Source organism: Veillonella sp. (genome assembly GCF_015058545.1).
Lineage (GTDB): Bacteria > Bacillota > Negativicutes > Veillonellales > Veillonellaceae > Veillonella_A.
Window position 1 is genome coordinate 1 of sequence record NZ_SVCB01000084.1, and the last position, 24,551, is coordinate 24,551.

At 42.1% G+C, this 24,551-nt stretch carries 17 protein-coding genes; 3 read left to right on the top strand and 14 right to left on the bottom strand.

The window, feature by feature from the left end; genetic code table 11:
- The 6 genes from E7204_RS05615 to E7204_RS05640 all read right to left on the bottom strand — a co-directional run.
- Positions 1-833, bottom strand: an 833-nt coding sequence (locus E7204_RS05615; RefSeq protein ID WP_295182597.1) for an FGGY family carbohydrate kinase, incomplete at its 3' end; no start/stop codon positions are given.
- A gap of 129 nt (positions 834-962) precedes the next feature.
- Entirely contained in the window at positions 963-4,643 is a 3,681-nt protein-coding gene (locus tag E7204_RS05620; protein ID WP_295182598.1) for a PolC-type DNA polymerase III, read from the bottom strand.
- 36 nt (positions 4,644-4,679) lie between these two features.
- A complete protein-coding gene (locus tag E7204_RS05625) occupies positions 4,680-6,083 on the bottom strand; it encodes a VanW family protein (protein ID WP_295182600.1) in 1,404 nt (467 codons plus the stop codon).
- 65 nt (positions 6,084-6,148) lie between these two features.
- Positions 6,149-7,117: a DNA polymerase III subunit delta gene (gene holA / locus E7204_RS05630; protein WP_295182602.1), complete on the bottom strand. Its 969-nt coding sequence runs from the start codon at positions 7,115-7,117 to the stop codon at positions 6,149-6,151.
- A gap of 8 nt (positions 7,118-7,125) precedes the next feature.
- A complete protein-coding gene (locus tag E7204_RS05635) occupies positions 7,126-9,495 on the bottom strand; it encodes a ComEC/Rec2 family competence protein (protein ID WP_295182604.1) in 2,370 nt (789 codons plus the stop codon).
- A gap of 197 nt (positions 9,496-9,692) precedes the next feature.
- Positions 9,693-10,370, bottom strand: a complete 678-nt coding sequence (locus tag E7204_RS05640) for a helix-hairpin-helix domain-containing protein (protein ID WP_295182605.1) — start codon at positions 10,368-10,370, stop codon at positions 9,693-9,695.
- Positions 10,371-10,541: 171 nt separating this feature from the next.
- Here E7204_RS05640 and E7204_RS05645 point away from each other — a divergent pair, with 171 nt between their 5' ends.
- A complete protein-coding gene (locus tag E7204_RS05645) occupies positions 10,542-11,771 on the top strand; it encodes an aminopeptidase (RefSeq protein ID WP_295182607.1) in 1,230 nt (409 codons plus the stop codon).
- Between the two features lie 1,206 nt (positions 11,772-12,977).
- Here the strand turns inward: E7204_RS05645 and E7204_RS05650 are convergent.
- From E7204_RS05650 to pheA, 4 genes are all read right to left on the bottom strand, one after another.
- Positions 12,978-13,457, bottom strand: a complete 480-nt coding sequence (locus E7204_RS05650; protein WP_021841045.1) for a dCMP deaminase family protein — start codon at positions 13,455-13,457, stop codon at positions 12,978-12,980.
- A 164-nt stretch (positions 13,458-13,621) separates the two neighbouring features.
- Positions 13,622-16,090 carry a leucine--tRNA ligase gene (gene leuS / locus E7204_RS05655; protein ID WP_295182611.1) on the bottom strand — a complete coding sequence of 823 codons (2,469 nt, stop codon included), beginning with the start codon at positions 16,088-16,090 and terminating at the stop codon, positions 13,622-13,624.
- Between the two features lie 111 nt (positions 16,091-16,201).
- On the bottom strand, positions 16,202-18,028 hold the full coding sequence (locus E7204_RS05660) for a glycosyl hydrolase family 18 protein (RefSeq protein WP_295182614.1): 1,827 nt from the start codon (positions 18,026-18,028) through the stop codon (positions 16,202-16,204).
- A gap of 14 nt (positions 18,029-18,042) precedes the next feature.
- Positions 18,043-18,897: a prephenate dehydratase gene (gene pheA, locus E7204_RS05665; RefSeq protein WP_295182617.1), complete on the bottom strand. Its 855-nt coding sequence runs from the start codon at positions 18,895-18,897 to the stop codon at positions 18,043-18,045.
- Between the two features lie 111 nt (positions 18,898-19,008).
- Between pheA and lgt the strand changes: the two genes are divergently transcribed.
- Positions 19,009-19,872, top strand: a complete 864-nt coding sequence (gene lgt, locus E7204_RS05670; protein WP_295182620.1) for a prolipoprotein diacylglyceryl transferase — start codon at positions 19,009-19,011, stop codon at positions 19,870-19,872.
- A gap of 127 nt (positions 19,873-19,999) precedes the next feature.
- On the opposite strand, the gene E7204_RS05675 is transcribed toward lgt, so the two are convergent.
- From E7204_RS05675 to E7204_RS05690, 4 genes are all read right to left on the bottom strand, one after another.
- Entirely contained in the window at positions 20,000-21,283 is a 1,284-nt protein-coding gene (locus tag E7204_RS05675; protein WP_295182623.1) for an MFS transporter, read from the bottom strand.
- 136 nt (positions 21,284-21,419) lie between these two features.
- Positions 21,420-22,094 (bottom strand): flavodoxin, encoded by a 675-nt coding sequence (locus E7204_RS05680; protein ID WP_295182624.1) that lies wholly within the window; start codon positions 22,092-22,094, stop codon positions 21,420-21,422.
- 316 nt (positions 22,095-22,410) lie between these two features.
- On the bottom strand, positions 22,411-23,013 hold the full coding sequence (locus E7204_RS05685; protein WP_295182626.1) for a hypothetical protein: 603 nt from the start codon (positions 23,011-23,013) through the stop codon (positions 22,411-22,413).
- A 13-nt stretch (positions 23,014-23,026) separates the two neighbouring features.
- A complete protein-coding gene (locus E7204_RS05690) occupies positions 23,027-23,701 on the bottom strand; it encodes a flavodoxin (protein ID WP_295182628.1) in 675 nt (224 codons plus the stop codon).
- 244 nt (positions 23,702-23,945) lie between these two features.
- Between E7204_RS05690 and E7204_RS05695 the strand changes: the two genes are divergently transcribed.
- Positions 23,946-24,551 (top strand): LysR family transcriptional regulator (locus E7204_RS05695; RefSeq protein ID WP_295182630.1); only part of this gene is annotated, 606 nt, incomplete at its 3' end.

The window sequence follows — 24,551 nt, forward strand, 5'->3', positions numbered from 1 at the left end:
GGTTTTTCTGTAAGCATGCGAATCGCACCGCTTGTACCAATCGTGCAGCTGAGCTGACCGGCTGAAACAGCACCGATGCCAACGTTTACCAATACGCCATCGGTTGCGCCTATAACAACCGGTAATCCGGCAGGCAAACCTAACCGATTCGCTACATCAGTCAACAAGGCGCTACTATGAGTCGTAGAAACAACTTCCGGCAAACATTTTTCGGTAATACCTACAAAGTTTAAGATTTCTTCGTCCCAACATTCTTTGTGCGCATTGTAGAGGCCACTGCTGCTGGCAACAGATTTATCGGTCACCCATTCACCGGTTAAGTTGCGGAAAATGAAGTCTTTAATAGAACCGATATGAGTCATGCGTTCAAAAATGGACGGCTGATTTTCTTTCACCCAGAGGATTTTAGCCAACGGGTAGGTAGCATGCAACGGACAGCCCGTATTGAAGTAAAACTCTTTAACTTTAGGGTCTTTTTCCAAACGACGAACTATAGCTGCACTGCGGCTATCAGCCCAGGTCATCATATTACCCAAAAGTTGGAACTTGTCGTCTTGCGGGATAAAGCTGTGCATAACAGAACTTAAGGCCAAACCGGAAATGGTAACCAATTTATACTGTAATTCAGCCACGGTCCCCTTCACTACTTCTTCTACAGCATCATAAATCTGCTGCGGATTTTGTTCCGCCCAGTCATACTGTGGCGTTTCCAAGCTGTAAAATGCTTCAGTCGTAGCTACTGCCTTACCCGTAGCCGTATACGCCGTAGCACGCACACCGGTCGTGCCTACATCAACACCAATCCATACCGGATCTTTCACTTTTAAGGTCATAAAAACCTCCTTTTACTGCTAACCTTTAACCGAATGAATTATCCAATTTAAACAATATAGTTAGCTAAAACATGTAATAGTTAACTTGATTAACCTTTTAACTAAATAGCTTTCCGGCAAAATAAACCTTTAGCCGAATAAACTCATTTGTTCATCTTCCGGTAAATCTTTAAAACAACCTAAATCGCGCATAGTTGCGATGATACTGCCGGAAACCTTACAACGACGTTGTAAGTCCTTAACTGACGTAAACGGTTTTTCTTTCCGTTCCGCCACAATCATATCCGCTACTTTTTCACCCAAGCTGTCCACAGCCAAGAATGGCGGCAATAAAGCACCGTTATGAATGGTAAAACGACGGGCTTCCGAATAGTTAAGGTCAGCCACTAAGAAATCAAAACCGCGCTGCTTCATTTCCATGGAAACTTCCAACGCACTCATCATATCTTTGTCCTTATTACTTGCCTTGCGATCCAGTGCTTTCAAGCGATCAAATTCGGCACGCTGTTCAATGAGCGAACTTGCCATAATTTTCATGTCATACGCTTTGGCACGAATCGAGAAATAAGCGGCATAGAATGCCAACGGATAATTAATTTTAAACCAGGCAATGCGGAACGCCATCATTACATAGGCCACCGCATGGGCACGCGGGAATAAATAGGAAATCTTATTACAAGACTCAATGAACCATTCCGGAATACCACCGGCACGCATCTGTTCTTCGTAATCCGTTTCTTTTTGCCCCAATTTGTTCAACTTATCAATCTTCTTGCCCTTACGCACGTTTTCCATGACTTTAAAGCAAGTAATTGGCTTAATGCCGCGATGCATCAAAAAGTTCATGATGTCATCACGGGTGGAAATGGCTTCATTCAATTGGCAAGTACCATTTTTAATTAAAGTTTGCGCATTGTCAAGCCATACATTCGTACCATGGGAAAAACCGGAAATACGTACTATGTCGGAGAAACATTTAGGTTTGGAATCTTCCAACATTCGCCGTACGAAGCCGGTACCACATTCCGGTATGGCCAAGGATGCTACTTTATCGCCCATCAGCTGCTCCGGTGTTAAACCGATAGCTTTAGTGGACGAGAACAAGCTGAGTGTTTCCGGATCGTCAAATGGAATCGTTTGAACGTCGATACCGGTAATATCTTCCAACATACGTATAATTGTCGGATCATCATGGCCCAGAATATCAAGCTTCGTCATACAACCTTCAAAGGAGTGATAATCGAAGTGAGTCGTAATGATGCCGCTGTCTTTTTTGTTGGCCGGATATTGCACCGGTGTGAACTCATGCACATCCATATCGCGCGGACAAACCATGATGCCCCCCGGATGCTGACCGGTTGTATTTTTTACACCCGTAACGCCTTTGGCCAAGGATTCCAAAAAGCCTTGACGAGCTTGAATATCATTTGCTTCCGCATATTTTTTAACATAACCAATTGCTGTTTTTTCAGCAATCGTACCGATTGTGCCGGCGCGGAATACATTATCACGACCGAACAATTCTTCCGTGTATTTATGAGCGCGCGGCTGATAATCACCGGAGAAGTTAAGGTCAATATCAGGTACCTTATCACCATTAAAGCCCATGAATATGGCAAACGGAATATCATGGCCGTTAGTGTGAAGCGGCGTACCGCATTCCGGACAATTCTTGCGCGGCAAGTCAAAGCCACCGGCATATTCACCTTTGGTAAAAAATTCGCTATGTTTACATTTCGGACAAATATAATGTGGCGGTAATGGATTCACTTCCGTAATATCTGCCATTGTCGCTACAAACGAGGAACCTACGGAACCACGGGAGCCTACCAAATACCCGTCGTCCAAGGACTTACGAACCAGTTTATGAGCAATGTAATACAACACGCCGTAGCCGTTGCCGATAATACGGGTCAACTCATAATCGAGTCGCTCCGCTACTACATCCGGCAAAGGATCGCCGTAGATTTCTTTGGCCTTTTTATAGCACATTTCCGTCAATGCATTATCAGCCCCTTCAATCTTAGGGGAATATGTTTTGCCTTGCGGTACCGGTTGCAAAGATTCAATACTGTCATTAATCATGCGCGAGTTAGTAACTACCACTTCATAGGCTTTCTCTTCGCCTAAGTATTTAAATTCTTCCAACATTTCATCGGTAGTACGCAAGTATAACGACGGCGTCCGTTCAATATCTTTAAAACCGGATACAGTCAACATAATTTGACGATATATTTTTTCATCATTATTCAGATGATGCACGTCACAGGTAGCAACTACCGGCTTATTCAATAATTCGCCAAGTTCTACAACCTTTTTATTAATGTCAATCAGATATTGCTCGTCATGAATTTTTTCACCGGTTTTACGGTCATACATTAAAAATTGATTATTTTCTAATGGCTGGATTTCCAGATAATCATAGAAAGAGGCTATTTCCAATAACCGTTCCTGCGACTCACCTTTAATGATGGCACGAATCAGCTCACCCGCTTCACAAGCGGAACCGATAATGATACCTTCACGATGATCTTCAATAACAGCACGCGGTAAACGAGGACGACGTTTGTAGTACTGTAAATGGGAAATAGAAATCATTTTGTATAAATTACGAAGCCCTACTCGATTTTTGGCTAATAAAATAATATGTGCGCGGGTATCATTTTCTTCGTCTTCAATCAAATACCCTTCCACGCCGTAAATCACTTTAACGCCTAATTTACCGGCTACTTCCTGCGCTTCCGGGAAAGCCTGAATGACGCCATGGTCGGTAATGGCTACCGCCGGATGCCCCCAGGCTTTTACCGTTTGTAATAACTCTTTCACATTAACCAAGGCATCACGGTCACTCATCTTGGTGTGAAGATGCAGTTCTACACGAGAATCTTCACGATTTTCCGTACGTTTGGCGCCGCTTTCCAACTGTTGAATGCTACGCAATACCAGCGTATAATCGCGTTCGAATTTATCATCATAATGAACATCGCCTTGTACGCGGACGGCTTTGAGCCCCTGCATCGTTTTAAGGAGCTCCTCGCCCTCTTCGGCGGTATCTGTAAATTTGGCAAAACGGATACTGTTTGTAGCATCTACGATATGCCCCTTAATAAGTCCTTTACCGGTTTTCGTTTCAATCATTTCAAGTGACACAAAGATGCCTTCAAAAACGACGCCGTTTACTTCTTCATTAACCGAAGAAATACTAACCGGTTCGCCGTGAATAGCCGGTCCCAAAATCATGCCCGGATCGGTCACATCACGTTTAAAGCTGCGTCTTCGTTTTCCGCTATACTGAAAACCACCGCCTGCCTGCGCATCTACCGGTGTAGTCTTAGCCGGTACATAGTTGCACTCTACCGGTTCGTCATACATGCTGATAGGCTCATCCTCTTTTAACGCAAAGGGAAAGTCATTTTCATCGAAGCCCGGCGGCATATCTTCTTCCTGATGGTTAAATTCATCAGGACTTTCATGCTCAGACGCCTGAAAAATTTCATCCCAATACTTTTGATCCAACGCATCCTCAGGGATTTCAATCTCTCCGGGATCATCCATATAGTACTCTTCCGGCGTATGATCATGAATCGGTGCCGTAGCATAGCCATAGAATAAAGTATCAGCATCATCGGAAGCCAGTTGCCTTACGGGAATCTGCTTTATCTGATACCATTCTTCCAGTTTATTCTGTAACTCTTTAAATGCATCCGGTTGGGACAGCACATTTTTAATTTTTACGGTTTTATCCTTAATTTCAATCATAAGAGCCGTTTGCTTTCGCCGTTTCGGCACAATATGATATCGTACTTTCATGTCTATCCTTCCTTCAAATTTTTAAAACTCATTGTATTACTCCGACTTAGCGGATTTACTGTTGTCGGTTTTTGTTTTTACATCCTTTTTATCAGCGTCCTTTGCCCCGTCCTTACCATCTTTAGCGGTTTCTTTAGCCGGTTTTACAACATAAGTCGTTACCGGATCATAGGTGGAGTTAAAGGAGTCAGTTTTGGTGCGGCCGTCTTTGTACGTAATATGTACCGTCGTATCCACACTAAGGCCTGCATGACCTTCGTTCGTTGTTTCCTTGGTCACCGACGGATCGATACGAGTTTCCACTTTATTCGGAATTGTCTGCTCATTGCCCACTGTAATAGATACTGCTTGCGGTTCATCCGCCGCAAAGCCTAAGATACTAATAGTTAAGGTATCGCCGGATGTATGAGCCAACACATAAATCGGATGGTCATACGGATTTTTGAAAATAAAATCTAAATAACCGTAAGCCACTGTAGCATCACGACCGGCCGCCATGTAGCCTACCGGTGCAAAATGCGGCGTTCGTTCTACAATATCCATCCCCGCCAATAAAGCGCTATTGAAAAGCGTGGAACTGACTTGGCAAATGCCGCCGCCAATACCGGGCACTAATTTACCGTCCATAAATACCGGCGCATCATCGTACCCCGCTTCGGCCGTACGTTCACCTACAATATCATTAAATGAAAAGTTTTGGTGCGGCATAATCACCACATTATTAATTTTATCGGTAGCAATTTGAATATTATGGGTACGGCTTACATCACCGGAATTAAAAGTAGTGGAATACGTTCCCAATACGGTATTAATCCCTTTTAATGTTTCAGCCGTGATCTTTGGCTTAGCCTGATTGTCGATGACCAATTCAAAACCGGATACTTCGCCTTTAGCAAGCTTTTCCTGTAAACTAGCCACTGTCTTAGCAATATCGAGACGCTTCCCCGGCACTTCCGGATGCAATACGACTTGACCGTTTTCAACTGTCAAATAAGCATCGTGACCGGTATAACCGATTTCTTTACTATAAGTCTGCAATAAGGCTTCTAATGCCGGTACGTTCACATCATATACGATAGCTTTAGATACCGGTGCCATCAATGCATGCCAGCGATTCGTAATATATTCTTCCATAGAAGGCTCATAACCGTATGTCATAAGGCTTTCAATGGTTTTATCTACATTCGGTTTTACCCCGATATCTTTTAAAGCTACCGTGGTTTCTTTGCCATCCTGCCATTTGACCTTCATATGAGTCGGTCCCTTAGCCGCTTCCGCTTCAATAATATCTGCCAACTCTTCTTTATTGGCTTGGGACACATCACGTTCACCTAAATACATGCCTTGAATGACATTGCCTGTAGGATATAAAAAGGCGCCCGTACTTAATGAAATTAAACCTAACACCACACCGGCTACAATGCCGACTTTTTTCTTCATTCAACTACACCCCGCTGCCTATAACCAGTAATGAGTAAAACCCTGTAACTTTCTATGGGTAAACCCTAGGACTTGCAATAGGCTAAACATAAATCTTTAAAATAAGATAAGTCGCCCTCACCGCGACGACTGTTGCGCATAACTTCATAAAGACCACGCAACAATTTGGCTAAGGCTCGCACTGAAACGTTCTTTTGCCGGTATGCCAAAGTAATAGGATACGGTTTCGTAGAGGACTCGTACTTTTTAAATAAATCCTGTACCTCCCGTTCCGATAATCCCGTACCTTTGCATTCGCTAACCATCAGCTGCAAACGCAATTGGCCTTCAATATATGACATGGCTCGTTCCGATTCTTTGTTTTGAAGCATAAAAGGAAACAAAGCCAATAAGGTAGCTGCATCTTTTTGCAGTAATGCCTCTTTGAATAAAAAGATATTTTTTGCTCCATAATCACTGCCATTATGAATTAAAAAATCCTGCGTTATTTTGCCTTTCGGCGGCAATAAGAGAAAATAACGGTCAAATTCGGTTCGCAAAAAGCTGACCGGCACATCTTGCCACAATTCCAATAAATGCTTCATATACTCCAGGCCGTCCATCGTTATGGTGAAACCATTTTGCTTACAATAGGACTGCAACCATTGGACTATTTCCTCTTTTTTTAAACGCATGCAGGCCACATTCGTAATCTTTTTTAAAAACTCACTGTTATGCTTAGTCCGCTTATCTATCGTATCATGATATAGAATTAACACCGGATTGGCACCTTCATAAGTAATCAATAAATTATACAATTGTTGCCACTCATCACTAACCTTTTTATTCGGCTTTACAAAAATAGGCGGATTGATTAAACAATATAAAGTTGGTTCACCAAATAGCGAATCTTCGCTTAACTTTTCACAAATTCGCCCCGGTCCAACTTCATCATTTAAAGACTGCACCGCCAAATCCTTGTATTTAGTTAAAAATTCGCGTTTCTTTTCATCAATGAGCTGTGACTCATCACCATAAAGCAGCAAAATTGCCATAGCCCCTCCTACAATAAAAAATCCGGGACAACACGTGTGCCCGTAATATATCTGGTTGAATCTGCCGGATCTACATCAGCGTACTTGCCGGAGCTTGGCCAATATACAATGGCAATCGGACCTGACGGGCCGTCATCCCCCCTTGATGCTGTAGCACTGTTAGTAGTTCCTACAATATATTGTTTCGTCTCTATTAATTTTAGATTGTTTTCGCTAATTTGTCCATTACCGAATAGGAATCCTCCTCTTGGTCCTTCCACCAAAATCTGTTTTGGATACTCCCTAACAGTCTTGTCGAAATCAGCACTATTACGCCCTATATAAGTATCTTGATTGATATCGCTTTTATGTATTGCGCTCACAGGAAATTCCAAGCTATGCAGTAGGGTTATGATACTTTTTTCATTACCTTCATTTACCTCTTGCATTATAACACCATTGAGGCGTTCAATACCAAAATAATGAACACTGTTAACTATGGAGCTTCGCGTCATATTCGATACGCTTTTACCGCCTGTAGTCACATATAAAAAAGCTTTAGCAGTTTTTAACGGTTCCTCTTTAATTACTAAAAAAGCAGCCCCTCTATTAACCGGAATCGTATGAATAAAAACCTGTTCACCCGACAAATGAATCAGGGGCAGAAGAAGCGCCATGAATAACAAGCACAATATGATGTTTTCATAAAAAAGCGATCGAACCGACCATTCACGCATAATAGCATATAACTGACGACAACCTAGAACATATATAGTGCCAAGCCACACCGGCAAAGCCCCTAACCACATAACCGCGCCCGGCAATGAAGCAATCGTAAAATTTAAAAAGAGTGATAACCGCAAAAGGAGCCCCAGCAAATGCCACAAAATGCTTACGGGAATCAACCATTGCAAAAGTAACAACACGGCCGTAGCCAATATGGCCAAATCCAACAAAGGTCCGACAATAACGGCCGCCAAAAACGAGCCGTAACCCATAAGATGAAAATAATAGAGTTGCAACGGCCAAATTAAAATTTGCGCACTAAGACATAAACTGATGGGGCCCATAATATAGGGCCAATCTTTGGGTAAACGTTGATACAAAGTACGACTGAAGAGTAATATGCCATATGTGGCACCTAAGGAGAGTTGAAAACTGATATCCAAGAACAAAAGCGGTTCATAAGCCAACATAAGAGCCGCACTTATATTCAGGGCTTGCCGGCTGTGATACGCATCGCCTCGTATAAGACCAATCCCCATAATAATACCCATGACAGCGGAACGCACCACCGGCGGATTAAACCCCACAATAGCACAATATACTATGACGAAGACGATGGCACCGTAAGTCGCTTTTTTCTTAGGTACTCCCATAATGTGAGCAACAACAAACACAAAACCGAATAATAAGGCTACATGAGAGCCGGATACAGATAAGATGTGAATTAGCCCCGTTTTGGCAAAAGAATCCATAACAGACGCATCGATAGCTCCGTAGCCGCCGCCAAGCAATAAACTCTGCCCTACGGCAGCCATTTCACCGGGCAAATTAGCATCTATCTGATTCATCAGTTGCCAACGAGCCACCCCCAATAGATAATCAACTCTATCGTTAATACGCTCATACCAGTTTGGTCTCACCGCTGTATCAAAGCCCTCAAAAGTCCCTTCATATAGATTGCCTACGCGATGGGCTGCCAGATGACGAGGCCGCAAGTCGATGCGCCCTTCTTCGGGAGCCTGTAAGAGTTTACTGGTTTTACCTTTTACCATCACATATTGACCGGGCAAAATAGGCTTTGTTTTCATAGCTTTGGTAGGCGCCACATAGACCATAAGTTGACCGTCCGCCTTTAACGGCTTTGACGCAGTGGCTTCTTTTTTTGGTATCATACTAACTAAATCGCCTTCAAAGCGCAGAAATTCTTTATCTTGCAGGATAACTGATTCCGGCAAATTCAGAACACGAACTGTATAAGTTCCTTCAGCCCCCATATAGTAAGGGTTAACCTCATAATACTCGTCAATCTCCCTTTCCGTGTGATAGTATCCCATACTCGCTAAAACCAATAATAAACCAACGATAATAGCTTGTATATATAAAGAGGTAATACCTTGGCGCACCATGTTAACGGCACTTACAGTAGGACCGGCATAGATATAGCTTTGCTTCTTATTTTTACCTCCTCGCTGCCAAATTAGCCATATAAAATACCAAATACTACTGAGAAAAACAATCATCGGGTTAGTAAATTCATAGCGTTGTCCGTAGGCAAACACGATTCCCCAAGCCGGTGTCAACCATAAAATAGCCCCCCATTCCGTATAGGTAAAAAAATATAACTCCTTTTTACCCAGCTCTGCAATTTTCTGCCATAATAGTTGCTCACCCATATTACTCCTCATATATATAAACGTTTCAGACTTCAATTTGGCTCCAATTTTTTAAAAATTTTTGTAAAATTTTTCTTAGTGACACCCAATATTAGCAAAACAAACTTATAGATTGGTATTATTCTGAGAAAATCATTTTACTCAGTTTATTGATCTCAAATCATTTTGCTCAGTTTATTATGCTCAAATCATTTCGCTCAAATGGTAATATGCGGCGCCAATTTCTTAAACGTAGCGTCCCCAATTCCCTTTACCTTTTTAAGATCTTCAATAGCCTTAAACGGTCCCGACTGTTCCCGATATGCAATAATCTTCTTAGCCGTTCCCGGCCCCACGCCGGACAATTTAGTCAATTCCTGCTCCGTCGCTGTATTAATGTTTATCTTCTGTCTGCGCAAAAGTTCTTCCGGATTCCCCATAAAATTAAACGTCACATGGATATGACTGCCGCTGGTTGCAGCTTCCGCTAAATTTAATGTATCCACCGAAGCATACGGTAATAAACCGCCTGCTCCTTGAATCACATCGCCTACTGTTTCACCTTCACGCACTTTGTATAATCCCGGCGTTTCCACAGCACCCGTTACATACACATACTCATTATCGCCGCCGGTCTTGTTATTCGCCTCAACACGGCTATTAGCATCAACGCTACTCTTAGCATCGCCCCTCTTTTTACCGGAATCATTTAGTGAAGCACTATTAGTTTCACCATCATCAGCACTCCTATTTCCAGCTGTAGAAGCAGCTACCACATCGGATGTATTCATTTGCTCCGATGAATCTGATATAATAGGCCTTAGCACGACTAAATACAAAAATATAGATATAGCTAAAAGCAGCCATACTTTTTTATGCTTTTTTATCTGTTCCATCACTAACCCCTCCCAAGATTTTGTTTTATATTCTTAGTTAAGGTTTCTTGATTGAAAAGATAAATCCTACTCAATTCCACCACTGGTGCGCATGCGCACTATTGGTATGAGTCTCTAAAGATAAGAAGCATAAAACTTCGTACGGCCACAGTAATAGAAAGGATGTATTTTATGGAAACAAATCGTTTAAAAAATTATGCTCACGCTCTTTTGACAACCGGCGTAAACCTACAAAAAGATCAAACCTTAGTTATCAATGTGGATGTTGAAAACAGCGATTTCGCCCTTATCGTAACTAAGGAAGCCTATGCGCTAGGTGCTAAAGAAGTTGTAGTAAATTGGCGTTCCACCGAAATCGGTAAGGAACGACTCCTTCATGCGCCGGAAGATGTATTATCCAATCCGGCCCCATGGATTCCTACCTATTATCAAACTTATGTGGATAGAGGTGCCGCCTTTTTATCTCTCATCAGCGCTAACCCGAAAGCATTGGCCGGTGTTCCATCAGAACGCATTGCTATGCAGTCTCGCAATCTAAATAAAGCCCTTGCCTTCTATCACGAAGCCATCATGGACTCCACCCTCACTTGGTGCGTCGCCTCTGTGGCTACCTTGCGCTGGGCTGAATTATTGGGCTTTACCGGTACCGATTCTGAAAAAGTCGATGCTCTATGGTCTGAAATTTTCACACTCTGCCGTCTTGAAAACGTAGCTGACGAAGAAAGCTTGCCAAAACATTTAGAACGCCTTGGTCATCGCACGAAAGCCATGAATGACTATCATTTTAAAACACTTCATTACACTTGCTCCAACGGCACCGACTTACGCATTGACCTTCCTAAAAACCATTTATGGCAAGGCGGTGCGGAAGCTGCTAAAAACGGCACCATCTTCGATGCCAACATTCCCACCGAAGAAGTGTTCAGTGCGCCTCAATACAATGGCGTTAACGGCGTTGTTTACAGCACTAAACCGCTCATTTATCAGGGCAATGAAATCAACGAATTCCACTTTACTTTTGAAAACGGCAAAATCGTCGACTACGATGCAAAAGTTGGTAAGGAGCATCTTAAACACCTCATCGAAACCGACGAAGGCTCCGCTTATCTCGGTGAAGTGGCCCTTGTAGACCACTACTCCCCAATCAGTCAATCCAATCGTGTTTACTTCGAAACACTGTATGATGAAAATGCCTCCTGCCACCTGGCCATCGGTGCGGCTTACCCAACTTGCCTGGCCAACAGCGACGGCATGAGCAAAGAAGAACTAAAAGCCGAAGGACTTAACGATTCCCTGACCCATGTAGACTTTATGATAGGACATGAGGATATGAATATTGAAGGGACGACGTTTGAAGGGGATGTTGTTCAGGTCATGAAAAGCGGAAGGTTGTTAATCTAAGGTCTCGCTCCCTCAGCACTTAGGGGCCTATCGTAAATTCGGTTGAGCCTTAACTGCTAACGAAAGAACGGGAGTAATCTAGTACGTCTAGCTTTAATAAGCTTACGAGGAACAACATTTATAAAGAAAAAAAGCGTGAGTAACCTCTCCTCCCGGGCTCTACAGAGCAAAGGTCGTTCAAGGTTACTCACGCTTTTTTCTTTGTTAGATAGTGCCATACTCCTACTTAAACATACCCTCGTAAGCTTATAAAGTGCATAATACATATAAAATCACTCCCGTTCTTTCTAAAATAGCGCCATACCTCGCCCCGAATACTTCCGATAAGGCTCATAAGTGCAATAAGCAGACGAGCCCATTATATTAACACCCGCCCGATAACATGATAGAAAAAATCCCCCTCGTCCGTCGCCCCTTCAAGAATAGAAAGGTGAAGCGCGAGGGATACTTAACAATTCATTCCCTCTCCTTTAACATTAACGCTGTAGTGCGCTTTGTTTTTTTCTTGGTAATTCCTTCTCCTCTCCTCCCCCAATATTAGCACTGTAGCGCGCTTTGATTCTTCTTCGCTACGGTATGCATAAAAACGGGCAGTAAGCCGCATCGAGTTTTTAGTACTATAGCCCGCCAGCCCTTAAAGTGATTGTAGTGTTAAAAACAGACAGACAAAGACTGACGCCGTTAATCTGATTGATGTAATCCGCCATAATTTCACTTTAAGTAGCACTAAACAAAAAAAAACAGACTAACAAGGTCGAACGACTTTTTTCGTAAGAAAACCTGAGTGAGTCCTTGTTAGTCTGTTTTTACATATTATTTATTAAGAAATAACGGGCTAAACACCAATCCCTCCTCCTCTAATATTAGCGTTGTAGCGCGCTTTGGTTCTTCTTGGCGGTTTATTGCTCTAAAAATAGACGCAGTCAGGCAAAAGCCTAATTGATTTTTGCAGTGATATTGCCCACTATTTCAGTAATTAGTTCAAGTTTAGCTCAAACACAAAAAAACAGACTAACAAGGTTGAACGACTTTTTTCGTAAGAAAACCTGAGAGAGACCTTGTTAGTCTGTTTTAAAGTTTTGTTAATATGAGCTCGATAAAATAGTGGGCAATAAACTAATAAAAAATAGATTGCCTGACTGCCCTATTTTAGCAATACAATACAAGAAGAAGCCGCGCGCTATACGCAAATATTTACTATGCGCGCTATACGCTAATATTTACCGTGCGCCCTGTCGGTATATACTCCGTTATCTGCACTCCCGCGGTTCTAAGCATTCGTTTCGAGGCTATAACTTCCGCCGTATCTTTATATTTATCCTGCCAATAAATAACTTCTCGAATACCGCTTTGAATAATTGCTTTAGCACATTCATTACAAGGGAATAAGGTGACATAAATCTTACTGCCTTCCAATGAACCGCCGCGATAGTTTAAAATGGCATTTAATTCACTGTGAACGATGTAAAAATATTTATTATCGTGGTCTGCATCGCGTCCCCAAGCGAATTCATCGTCGCTGCAACCAAGCGGCATACCGTTGTAGCCGATGGATAAAATCTTGTTATCCTGACTAACAATACAGGCACCGACCTGGGTATTCGGATCTTTGGAACGCTGCGCTGCCAAGATGGCGACGCCCATAAAATATTCATCCCAACTAATATAGTCACTGCGTTTAGGCATATGACACCTCCTCATTATGCTATAAATGATATTGTTTACATAATTAATGAGCTGCTTAAATGATATTGTATCATGTATATCGGCCTGGCTAACTTAAGCTTTATACAGAAATATGCACAATTTAAAATATAAATTGTGCATATTATCTCATATCATTCTACTAATTATTTAACAACAATATTCACAATTTTATTTGGAATAATGATGACTTTAGCTACGGTTTTACCGTCTGTAAATTCTTTTACACGATCAAGGGCCAATGCCTGAGCTTCCAAATCGGCTTTAGGCATATCTACCGGAATCGTCATTTTATCGCGTACTTTACCGTTAACTTGTACGGCGATTTCCACTTCATCGATTACAAGGGCTGCTTCTTCATAAATTGGCCAATCTTGCTGATGAATGCTACCGGTTTTACCTACTTCATGCCACAATTCTTCTGTGATATGAGGGGTGAACGGCGCCAACATAAGCAATAATTTTTCCACTAATTCATGAGCTAAATCAGCCTGTACAGTTTCATGGCTGTCTTTAAACTGATACATAGCGTTAACTAATTCCATGATGCTGGAAATAGCTGTATTGAAGTTGAATTTACCATCGAGATCTTCCGTTACTTTTTTAATAACGCGGTGTAACTCACGACGAAGGGCAAATTCATCTTTCGATAATTTTTCACCATGACCGGCTTTAGCCAATTCTTGGTACGCATCAACGATGCGCCATACACGATTCAAGAAACGATAAGAACCTTCAACACCTTCATCGCTCCAATCAAGGTCACGTTCTACCGGTGCGGCGAAGAGGATGAAAAGACGAGCCGTATCGGCACCGTATTTAGCAACGATTTCTTCAGGAGATACAACATTACCCTTGGATTTGGACATTTTGCTGCCTTCTTTAAGCACCATGCCCTGCGTCAATAAGCCTTTGAACGGTTCGTCATAGCTTACAAGGCCCAAATCATGAACTACTTTTACGAAGAAACGAGAGTACAATAAGTGCAAGATAGCATGTTCGATACCGCCGATGTATTGGTCTACATCCATCCAATAGTCAGCCAATTTCTTATTAAACGCTTCTTTGTCGTTACGAGCATCGGTATAACGAAGGAAATACCAAGAGGAATCAATGAATGTATCCATGGTATCGATTTCACGACGAGCTTCGCCACCACACTTAGGACAAGTGGTTTTTACGAAGTTTTCAGATGTAGCCAACGGCGAAATAGCGCCTGCATCAAAGGTTACATCTTCCGGCAAACGAACCGGTAATTCTTCTTCCGGAACGAGTTGTTCACCGCACTTATCGCAGTATACAACCGGAATTGGCACGCCCCAATAACGCTGACGGGAAATCAACCAGTCGCGCAGACGATAGTTAACCATCTTACGGCCTATGCCGCGTTCTTCCAAGTTTTTGATAATAGCTTCGCGTGCTTCCGCAGAAGTCATACCATTGTATTCTTCGGAATTAATAAGGATACCGTCTTCGTGTGCTTCCGTTTGCCATACGTCAAAAGTCAACGTATTATCGGCATTTTGTACTACCGGTAAAATCGGCAAATTGTATTTACGAGCAAATTTATTATCGCGTTCATCATGAGCCGGCGAACCCATAACGGCACCGGTACCGTAATCAACGAGCACGTAGTTGGCAATCCAAATCGGAATATCTTTACCGGTCATCGGATGTTTGGCATAAGCGCCGGTGAAAAGACCTTCTTTTTCAACATCTGTAGAAGTACGGTCGATTTCGTTCAAATTGCGTACTTTGTGAATAAATGCGTCCAATTCCGCTTTATTCGGTTTATTGGCAATTAATTCTTCTACATACGGATGTTCCGGAGCCAATACGATATAGGAAACACCGTAAATCGTATCAACACGAGTCGTATAGACTTCAATATTTTTATTGATTTCAGGGATTTCAAAAGCGAACTGAGCCCCTTCACTACGACCAATCCAGTTTTTCTGCATGGTTTTAACGCGTTCAGGCCAATGATCGAGTTTATCCAAGTCGTTTAATAAACGATCTGCATAGTCCGTAATTTTCAAGAACCACTGTTTAAGGTCTTTCTTTTCAACCTTGTTGTCACAACGCCAGCAAAGGCCGTCGATAACCTGTTCGTTAGCAAGTACGGTATGACAGTGTTCACACCAGTTTACTTTAGCTTCTTTTTTATAAGCCAAGCCTTTTTTATAAAACTGTTGGAACAACCACTGCGTCCAACGATAGTAGTCTTCTTTACACGTCGCTACTTCGCGGTCCCAGTCATAGGATAAACCGAGTTCCTGCTGTTGACGTTTCATGTTGGCAATGTTTTCATAGGTCCATTTGCTTGGTGCAATGCCATGTTTAATCGCCGCATTTTCCGCCGGCATACCGAAGGCATCCCAGCCCATTGGGTGAAGCACGTTGAAGCCTTTCATTTTTTTGAAACGAGCTACTACGTCACCAATGGAATAGTTACGCACATGGCCCATATGTAAGTTCCCCGATGGATATGGGAACATTTCGAGTACATAATATTTCTCTTTACTTTCATCATAGTCGGTCTTAAACGTATTGTGTTCAAGCCAATACGCTTGCCATTTCTTTTCAATGTCCTGGGCTACATATTTTTCGTTCATGCCACAGCCTCCTCAAACTCAAATTCCTCAAGTCTATACCGTTTTATTTTATCTTCAAGTCTTGAATTCAATTATATTACTATTATAACAATACCGTCAACATGGGATATGTTACGATTCTTTTGTTATCGCTACTTTTGTAGAACTTGTACCGTTAGAAAAAGAGCCTGTTACAGTAGCACCGGTTGATGCAGTATCGGCTGTTTCACTGCCGGTAGTAAAAGGATTAGCACCGGCGTCCGCCTTAGCAGCAGTCGAGCCATTGCCGTTAAAGCTAGGCAATTTCGTAATCTTTTTAGCCGTACCGTGTGGAACATTCTTGGCCGGCACCGCATCATTGTACATAAACTGACGGAACGTTGGCGTTTCAAATCCTTTGCGCCATGCAGCAAAACCAGCTAATTTTAGCTCACTCATGAGTTCCCGCTTATAGGCCATAGACGCTTCATCTTCGAACCATACTTCAGAGATTGTTGCCGATTTATTACGCAAGCCACCGGCAATTCGCGGCTCTTTACCGGTTTCCGCATAGGCCAATAATTGTTCGCCTAATTCATCATTGCCGAATCGCAAATAGTGCAATTTCAAATCATCATCCCACTGCACTCTATCGGCATACGTAGCTTTTAACTCCTCTGCTTCCTTCATAGTAAGCGTACGGCTCTTAGCTTTACCGTAGGTAACTTTGCCTTTATCATCTACGGAAATGGTACGCTGCCATACACGCATATAATACGGTACACCGAGAACGATTTTTTCAGGTGAAACTTCACGGGTAAGAGCCGTAGCATTGCGTTTTACCCACGGATAGCTGGCTACCGGCCCCGCTTCCGGACTGGATGCCCACACTTCGTCATAGGCCATGAGCACCATGTAATCAACTAATTCACCTAAATGTTTACGGTCATATACCATGGACCAGTTTTCACTATCGGAATAGCCCGTTACATCCATGGACACAAAGATATTAAATTCATGCAATCGCTTCGTCAAATACGCTACGAAGCTCGTCAATTTAGCTCTATCTTTATAATGGACATCTTCAAAATCCAAGTTATAGCCGTCATAGCCATAGGTCAGAGCGTAAAGCACCATATCATCCGCTATGATTTGCCAATACTTCTTATCATTTAAGATTTTGCTCGTAAAATCAGGGTCAAAGTTATTCGTCACCAGCGGCCATACGCGATAGCCATCAAATTTATAGATTGCCAGATACTTCAGATCCATACCGGGCTTAACAGTTAAGCCGTTTTTGGACAAATCAAACCATGTCGGTGAAACAACGGATGTACCTGTTTTTGCAACCGGTGCACCATAAGCATCAGATATAAACGGATCAAACACCCATGCCAAAGAACCTTTAATTTCTTTCCGTGCCGGAATATCTAAAGCTCCTAAAGGTGCTTTTAATTCAATGCCGCTCTTGGTACGAATAGCCTCCACCCCCAGAATCGGTGATGTAGCACTCATATCCACATAAATTACATCGCCCCGTTGTATCGTAGCTAACCGAATGGTCCGTTCACCGTTGCGGCGATCGCCGTTATAGCTCATGTCACCGGCACGACGCGGAGCCGGCAAAGTAATATACGCTTTAGCATCCTTTAGGGTAACTCTATTTAAATTAACCGTCTGATATACGCTAAGCGGAATTAGAATATGTGAACCTTCAACAAGAGCTGCTTCCTGAACAACCGTTGTCTGACCTGCCAGAGTACGGATAGTTATTGGTTGTACTCTCGCGGTATTACCGAGGTTCTCTCTATTGATTACCTGCACATTATCTGTCGTGGTCAGTGTTTTTTGTTTAACGGAAGTATCCATTTTTATTAAACTGCTGTTTTCTTTAGTCACTTCAATAGACGCCGCCTGCACGCCGGACGCGGAAAGCGTCACTAACGCTGCCAATACGGCACGTGTCAAAATTTGCTTCATATACATCCTTTCTTTTACTCGACAATATACGTTTCATAGGCCCCTAATAGTTGTAAAGAAGTAGCCAGCTGCTGTAATTCAGCCAGCGCTTCCGCAATTTGAGGTCCATTATCCAAAATCTGAAGATCAAGGAAAAATTTATATTCGCCTAATCGACCTTTAGTCGGTCTGGATTCTATTTTAACTAAGTTAATTTGACGTTTGGCAAAAATTCCGAGGCATTCCCATAGCGATCCCGGCCGCAAACCGTCAAGTTCACATTGTAGAGACACTTTTCCCGTGGTCATAACCGCATCAAAGGTTATGTGACGATTCGGTTTTACCAAAATAAAGCGCGTCAAGTTAAGCATATTATCTTGGATTTGATCGGTTAATTTGACCAATCCGTATTTTGTACCCATAGCTTCACCGCCGATGGCCGCTTTTGTTAAGGACTGCGCTTGAGCTACAATGTCGGCTCCTTGAGCTGTAGAATCCGTTACAATCTGTTGAGCTCCTTTAGCCTGTTTTTGCAAAAACATTTTACATTGTCTCAGTGCCTGCGGATGGGAATATATAGTTGTTATTTCATTGGCCACACTGCCTGGAACGCCCCATAAGTAATGGCGAATAGGCATGCAGATTTCAGCTCGTATTTCTACGCCGCCATGTTCGGCCAAATAATCTATGGTTGTCAAAACCGTACCGCCCAAAGAATTTTCAACCGGCACAAAGGCATAGTCCACCTGTCCCAACATGGCCGCTTCAATGGCCTCGTCAATGGTATGCATCGCCTCTTTTTGTATTGTTAATGATTGACACTCACACAGACGATTCAGAGCTTCTTCCGTAAACGTCCCGTGAGGGCCTAAAAATGAAATCGTTATCACTCTTAATCGCCTCCTCCTACGATAATTTTTATTATAACATACCCCCTTTTTATTTGTCATAAGAATGGCGCTCCGTTATAATAAATATATATTGTTCTTAAGGAGGTAATCATGCATCAATATTTATTCTATATAGGTGATTTCCCGATAAGAGCCTATGGGCTGCTCTTATCGTTAGGCATCTTCTGCGCCGCCGCAGTAGCCTACTATTTATTCAAACGAGACGGCCGCGGTTGGCATGTTCATATGTTTGACTTTGCCATCACGACCGGGATTGCCGGCATTATCGGTGCTCGTCTTTGGGATGTTTTCTTCTTTGACTGGGACTATTATCAACATCATCTCTTAGAGATTCCTTTTGTTTGGCAAGGGGGCATGGCCATTCAAGGGGGCGTCGTACTCGGAACCTTAGCCGGTATTTGGTATGTGCGAAAACATAATATCGACACTTGGGCTTTTGCCGATGTGTTTGCACCGGCTTTAATTCTAGGTCAATCTGTAGGCCGTATGCCTAACCTTATGAACGGTGATGCTTTCGGTCACCCTACGGGCGGCAACTTCGGGATTCTCTATCCGGAAACAACGCTGGCTTTTAAAACCTACGGCGCTCAGCCATTATGGCCGGCCGAAATCTGGGAAGGTCAAATCGATATCCTCATCTTCGTCGTGTTGCTCCTTTTTAACACCATTCCTCATAAAAAAGGTCAGACCTTCGTGCTTTACGCCATTTTATACTCCACAGCCCGTTTCTTCCTCGAATTTTTACGGGGCGACTATGTAAACCTCACCATGGGCCTTAAATCGGCTCAGATGACAAGTCTGGCGGTGATTATTATCGGGTTAATCATCTTTATTTACCTTCAGGTGAAAGGCTCCTATGATACTCATTTATATGGAGCCGATGGTGCTGAAGCTTCATCAGCTTCCTCTTCTAACAAAAAATCAGAAGATAAGGCAAAACGCAAACGTAAATAACAAATAAACAGTTAGTGTTCAATTTCTGAATGCTAACTGTTTTTCATTGCAAAAACAAAAAAGCAATCTACCACTAAGATATTTGAAAACATCTTACTCAGGCGGATTGCTTTTTTACATTTTATTATTAATTACGTCCTACAATAAATGCTTTTATAATAATCATGGAAATAGCTGTATAGGCTGCCATAATAAGGAGTCCTTCACTGTAAGATGCATTAAGTCCCACAATAATTGACAAACCTATAGGACCGCCTATTTGATGCATGGTATTGGTAATTCCACTGGCTGCGCCGGCCAATTCTTTTGGTGTGTCAAAAATACCTGCCGATGTCACCGTGGTTATAACCATGGCTTGCCCCATACCGAGCGGAATCATTGGTAAGGCAACGGCCAGTACATAACCTTGTTCAATATCAATAAGCGCCGTGGCCACAAGGCCAAGAAGGATTAGTGCCGAACCGACCATCATTATGGTACTTTGTTTCCAATATTGAGATAAACGCGGCACTTGTAATGCTGTCATAAATTGTGGAATCGTCATCGGTAAAAAAGCTAGCCCCGCTCCAAACGGTGTTACATCATAAACTTGCTGTAACATTTGCGGAATTAAAAACCAATACGGTAACATGCTCATCATAAAAAGCAATCGTGTTATATACGCACCAAACCGAACTTTATGGGTATATAGAGGCAACGGCATAATCGGAAACGTAATACTTTTTTCACGCCAATAAAATAAAGCAAGGAAAATGATACCGATTATAGCAAACCAAAATCCGTTATCGTCAGCAGTTAAGCTGTAAATTAAGGAGCTGAGACCGATGACGGAAAGAATGCTGCCCAAATAATCGATTATGCTGTTAACTGTTTCACTATCCTTAATATAGCGCCAAGTCAATACTACCAATAATAATGCGATAGGCACATTAATCAGAAAACCCACTCGCCAGGAAAATAGACTTGTTAAGGCGCCGCCCATAAGTAACCCGATACTGGCTCCCAAACCGGCGGTGGTTCCGTAATACGCTATGGCTTTACTGCGCATTTCACCGATATACGCATCCATGATAAGAGCCAAGCTGGTCGGAGCAATAATCGCACTGCCAATACCCTGAACGGCTCGGGCTCCAATTAGCATAGCTGCGCTCTGGGCGTAACCGATAGCTAAGGAACTGAGTGCAAAAATTACGAGGCCCAGCTGAAAAATGCGTTTTCGCCCCAGTAAATCAGATAAGCGCCCGGCCAAGAGCAAAAAGCCCCCAAATGTAATCGTGTAAGCATTGGATACCCACGCTAAATGAGCCGAATCCAATTGCAATGACTCACCAATTTGAAGAGAACTGGTAAACACGATGGAATTATCCATGAGAATTACAAAATATGATAATAACGTTATAACGAGCGTCATACCAAACTTAGTATTAACAGTCGTTTCAACAGAAGTATTAACATTTTTTTCAGGTTTATTACTTCTTCCAAATAAATGCTTCCTTTCTTTAAATACTATATTTTAAATGTAGCTTCGCTCATAACAATAACCATTTTTATTGCCCCAACACACCAATTCGTTGTAACCATGTTTGAACTGCTATTTTTGCTGCATCACTATCGGCATTACTGCCACGAATAGCTAATCCCTCCAAAATATTGGCCTGAGGAAATTGTCTTGCTAAAATAGCTGTAGTGCTACCTAAGCCGGAGCCTTCATGTGTAGTATACGGAATCACTGTTTTACCGTTTAAATCAACTTGATCGAGGAACGTACGAACAACCATTGGATATTCGCCCCACCAAATCGGCGAACCGATATAGATAGTATCATATTGGCTTATATCAGGAATCGAACCCTTAATAGCCGGTCTTTCGTTATTATCACGTTCAGCCCGTGCCACTTCCGTAGTTGCCCGATATTCATTAGGATACTCTTTTTCCGGTACAATTTCATACATATCGGCACCGGTGGCTTCTTGAATATAATTAGCAATACGATGCGTATGACCAATCGGAACTTCACCTACGGCGTAAACCCCTTTAGTTCTCGTAAAAAACACGATTAAACTGCGATGATTTCCTTGTGACGCCTGCGCCGTATTAACTACATCATTAGTCTTTACTGTTGTGACACTTGCTTCTGCTGCACTATTGGAATAGTTTAGGAAAAATAAGCCTAATCCTATGATTACTACACCAAGTGCTAATAGGTATTTCTTTATATTCATTCTTCTCCCTCCACTTTTTAACTCTTCTTTAATCTCAAATTTTTAACTTCAGCCAAAAAATCTGATTCCCAACTTGTATAAGAACTGTTAGTATCATATCTAATATTCTAAAAATAGTACAATAGTAGTTCTTTATTCATGTATAAACAACACGCATACTGAAGTGTAATTTTAAAGAATTAATAAAGCAATCATTGCAAAAAAATAATCCGCTCGATGTATTTTCCCAGTTAAAAATACGCCGAACGGATTATTTGGCAGAGTTCATTCTATTTATGGTAAAGTAGTTTCACCTTAAGCTCTCAGCCTAATGTGACTATTTCATTCGATACCAAGCATATGATGCCAACACAAATAAGGTGTACGCATCAAATGCCATCATAAAGTATAGGCTGTCGGCAATGCGTGGAATCATATGCACATGGACCAGACCGAGCACAATGGCCAGCAAATATAGACGATGCAACCATCGTCCCGTCTGATATGACCAAAGCTGACGCATAGCTTGTCTAAAAGAATCAAATGTTGTTTTCGCTTGTTTACTTAACGGCGTGAGCCAAATTATGGCGACCAACAAGGCGATAACAGCTGCTACCAGAGCTCCAAGCCCGGTATATTTGATTTCTTCATGCATGGAAAAAGAAAACCAATAGTGCCCCAACGCAAGCAGTAAGGTTAACGGGCCCAACAACCGATGCCAAGTCATAACTTCTGAAATGCGCAACACACGGAGCAACCATTTTGGTTTTGTTATTATATAGACTGCTAACAACCAGCCTACATAAGCGATTACGCCTACATCATAGGTAATTAAATTGCTCGTAGTCTCAACTATACCTGTGTTCATCAAGTATACCAATGGAGCCGACAGAATGAACCAGGATATTATTAAGCGAAATACTTGCAGTAAATTTCCCATCTACCCGCTCCCTTTACTGACCCAATACGCCGATACGTTGCAGCCATGTCTGTACAGCTGTTTTAGCGGCATCGGAATCAGCTTCGCTACCGCGAATAGCTAAGCCTTCCAATAAATGAGCCTCAGGGAATTGTTTTGCTAAGACTGCTTCAACACTCCCTAATCCAGACCCTTCATGAGTTGTAAACGGAATGACAGTTTTACCATTCAAATTAACTTGATCAAGGAAGGTGTGAACAACCATAGGGTACTCACCCCACCAAATTGGCGAACCGATATAAATAGTGTCATACTGACTTAAATCAGGAATTTGTCCCTGAATAGCCGGTCTTTCATTATTAGCCTGTTCCGCCTTCGCTACTTCCGTAGTTTCACGATAATCCGACGGATATTCTTTTACCGGTACAATTTCATACATATCGGCTCCGGTAGCGCTTTGAATGTAATTGGCAATTCGATGGGTGTGACCGATTGGCAATTCCCCTACACCGTAAACACCTTTAGTTCGTGAGAAAAATACGATTAAGCTTCGGTGGTTCCCTTTACTTGTATCCGTAGTGGATACTACGTTATTAGTCGACACGGTCGTAGTGCTATTATCAGTTTTATTATTTGAAAAATTCAACCAAAACAGGCCTGCGCCTACAATAACAACCAAAATAGCAAAAATAACTTTTTTTAGATTCATGTAAATTCCTCCCTATTCTCTCAATATCTCAAAATATAATGGCTTAATACTTTTAGTAGCATATTTTGCTATTATTTCATTGTCATTATATTCCTTGAAGTTCACTTCAAGTCAAGTAAATAGTTTTAAATTCTTAAATGTTCTGAAAAAACAGAACTATCTATTATGATAAATTTTTATGAGTATGCTATAATTATTGTGCATAGTAAATTCGTATTAACCGTTACAGCAAAAGGAGTTTACCATGATTGATTTAATCTTATTGGAGCAATTAATCGCATTCAATGATTGCGGCACTTTATCCAAGGCAGCGGAACAACTCAATATATCCCAACCGGCTCTTACCCGGAGTATGCAGCGTTTGGAAGATGAACTGGGTATCCAATTATTTATACGCACCAAAAATCGCATGACCCTAACCGACACGGGGTACTATACAGTATCTCAGGCTCGTCAGCTACTGCGTCATACGGATGATTTTTATAATAAAATTCACCAATACGCCATGCAACAAGTGGTCTTATATGTGGGTGCATCGGCACCCGGCCCTTTATTTAAAGTAAAGTATCGAGCCAAAGAACGTAAGTTAGAGCAAAAATTGACCACAGAAATGGCTGATGACAAAGTTCTAATTGAAAAACTGTTAAATGAAGAATACCAGCTGGTAATCACTGCCAAGCCTATAGATAATCCAAAAGTTATTTCACAACTTTTCTTTAACGAAGTATTGTCACTTACGGTCCCCCCCGATCATCCCTTGGCAGACCGCGAATTTGTCACCAAAGAGGACTTAGCCGGTTTAACCATGTTACTGCGTACTGAGCTCGGCATTTGGGAAGACTTTGTCAAC

What these genes read in the sequence shown, in the direction of transcription:
- E7204_RS05620 (WP_295182598.1), bottom strand. Translation starts at nt 4,643, where the DNA reads ATGAAAGTACGATATCATATTGTGCCGAAACGGCGAAAGCAAACGGCT.
- E7204_RS05625 (WP_295182600.1), bottom strand. Translation starts at nt 6,083, where the DNA reads ATGAAGAAAAAAGTCGGCATTGTAGCCGGTGTGGTGTTAGGTTTAATT.
- holA (WP_295182602.1), bottom strand. Translation starts at nt 7,117, where the DNA reads ATGGCAATTTTGCTGCTTTATGGTGATGAGTCACAGCTCATTGATGAA.
- E7204_RS05635 (WP_295182604.1), bottom strand. Translation starts at nt 9,495, where the DNA reads ATGGGTGAGCAACTATTATGGCAGAAAATTGCAGAGCTGGGTAAAAAG.
- E7204_RS05640 (WP_295182605.1), bottom strand. Translation starts at nt 10,370, where the DNA reads ATGGAACAGATAAAAAAGCATAAAAAAGTATGGCTGCTTTTAGCTATA.
- E7204_RS05645 (WP_295182607.1), top strand. Translation starts at nt 10,542, where the DNA reads ATGGAAACAAATCGTTTAAAAAATTATGCTCACGCTCTTTTGACAACC.
- E7204_RS05650 (WP_021841045.1), bottom strand. Translation starts at nt 13,457, where the DNA reads ATGCCTAAACGCAGTGACTATATTAGTTGGGATGAATATTTTATGGGC.
- leuS (WP_295182611.1), bottom strand. Translation starts at nt 16,090, where the DNA reads ATGAACGAAAAATATGTAGCCCAGGACATTGAAAAGAAATGGCAAGCG.
- E7204_RS05660 (WP_295182614.1), bottom strand. Translation starts at nt 18,028, where the DNA reads ATGAAGCAAATTTTGACACGTGCCGTATTGGCAGCGTTAGTGACGCTT.
- lgt (WP_295182620.1), top strand. Translation starts at nt 19,009, where the DNA reads ATGCATCAATATTTATTCTATATAGGTGATTTCCCGATAAGAGCCTAT.
- E7204_RS05675 (WP_295182623.1), bottom strand. Translation starts at nt 21,283, where the DNA reads ATGACGCTCGTTATAACGTTATTATCATATTTTGTAATTCTCATGGAT.
- E7204_RS05680 (WP_295182624.1), bottom strand. Translation starts at nt 22,094, where the DNA reads ATGAATATAAAGAAATACCTATTAGCACTTGGTGTAGTAATCATAGGA.
- E7204_RS05685 (WP_295182626.1), bottom strand. Translation starts at nt 23,013, where the DNA reads ATGGGAAATTTACTGCAAGTATTTCGCTTAATAATATCCTGGTTCATT.
- E7204_RS05690 (WP_295182628.1), bottom strand. Translation starts at nt 23,701, where the DNA reads ATGAATCTAAAAAAAGTTATTTTTGCTATTTTGGTTGTTATTGTAGGC.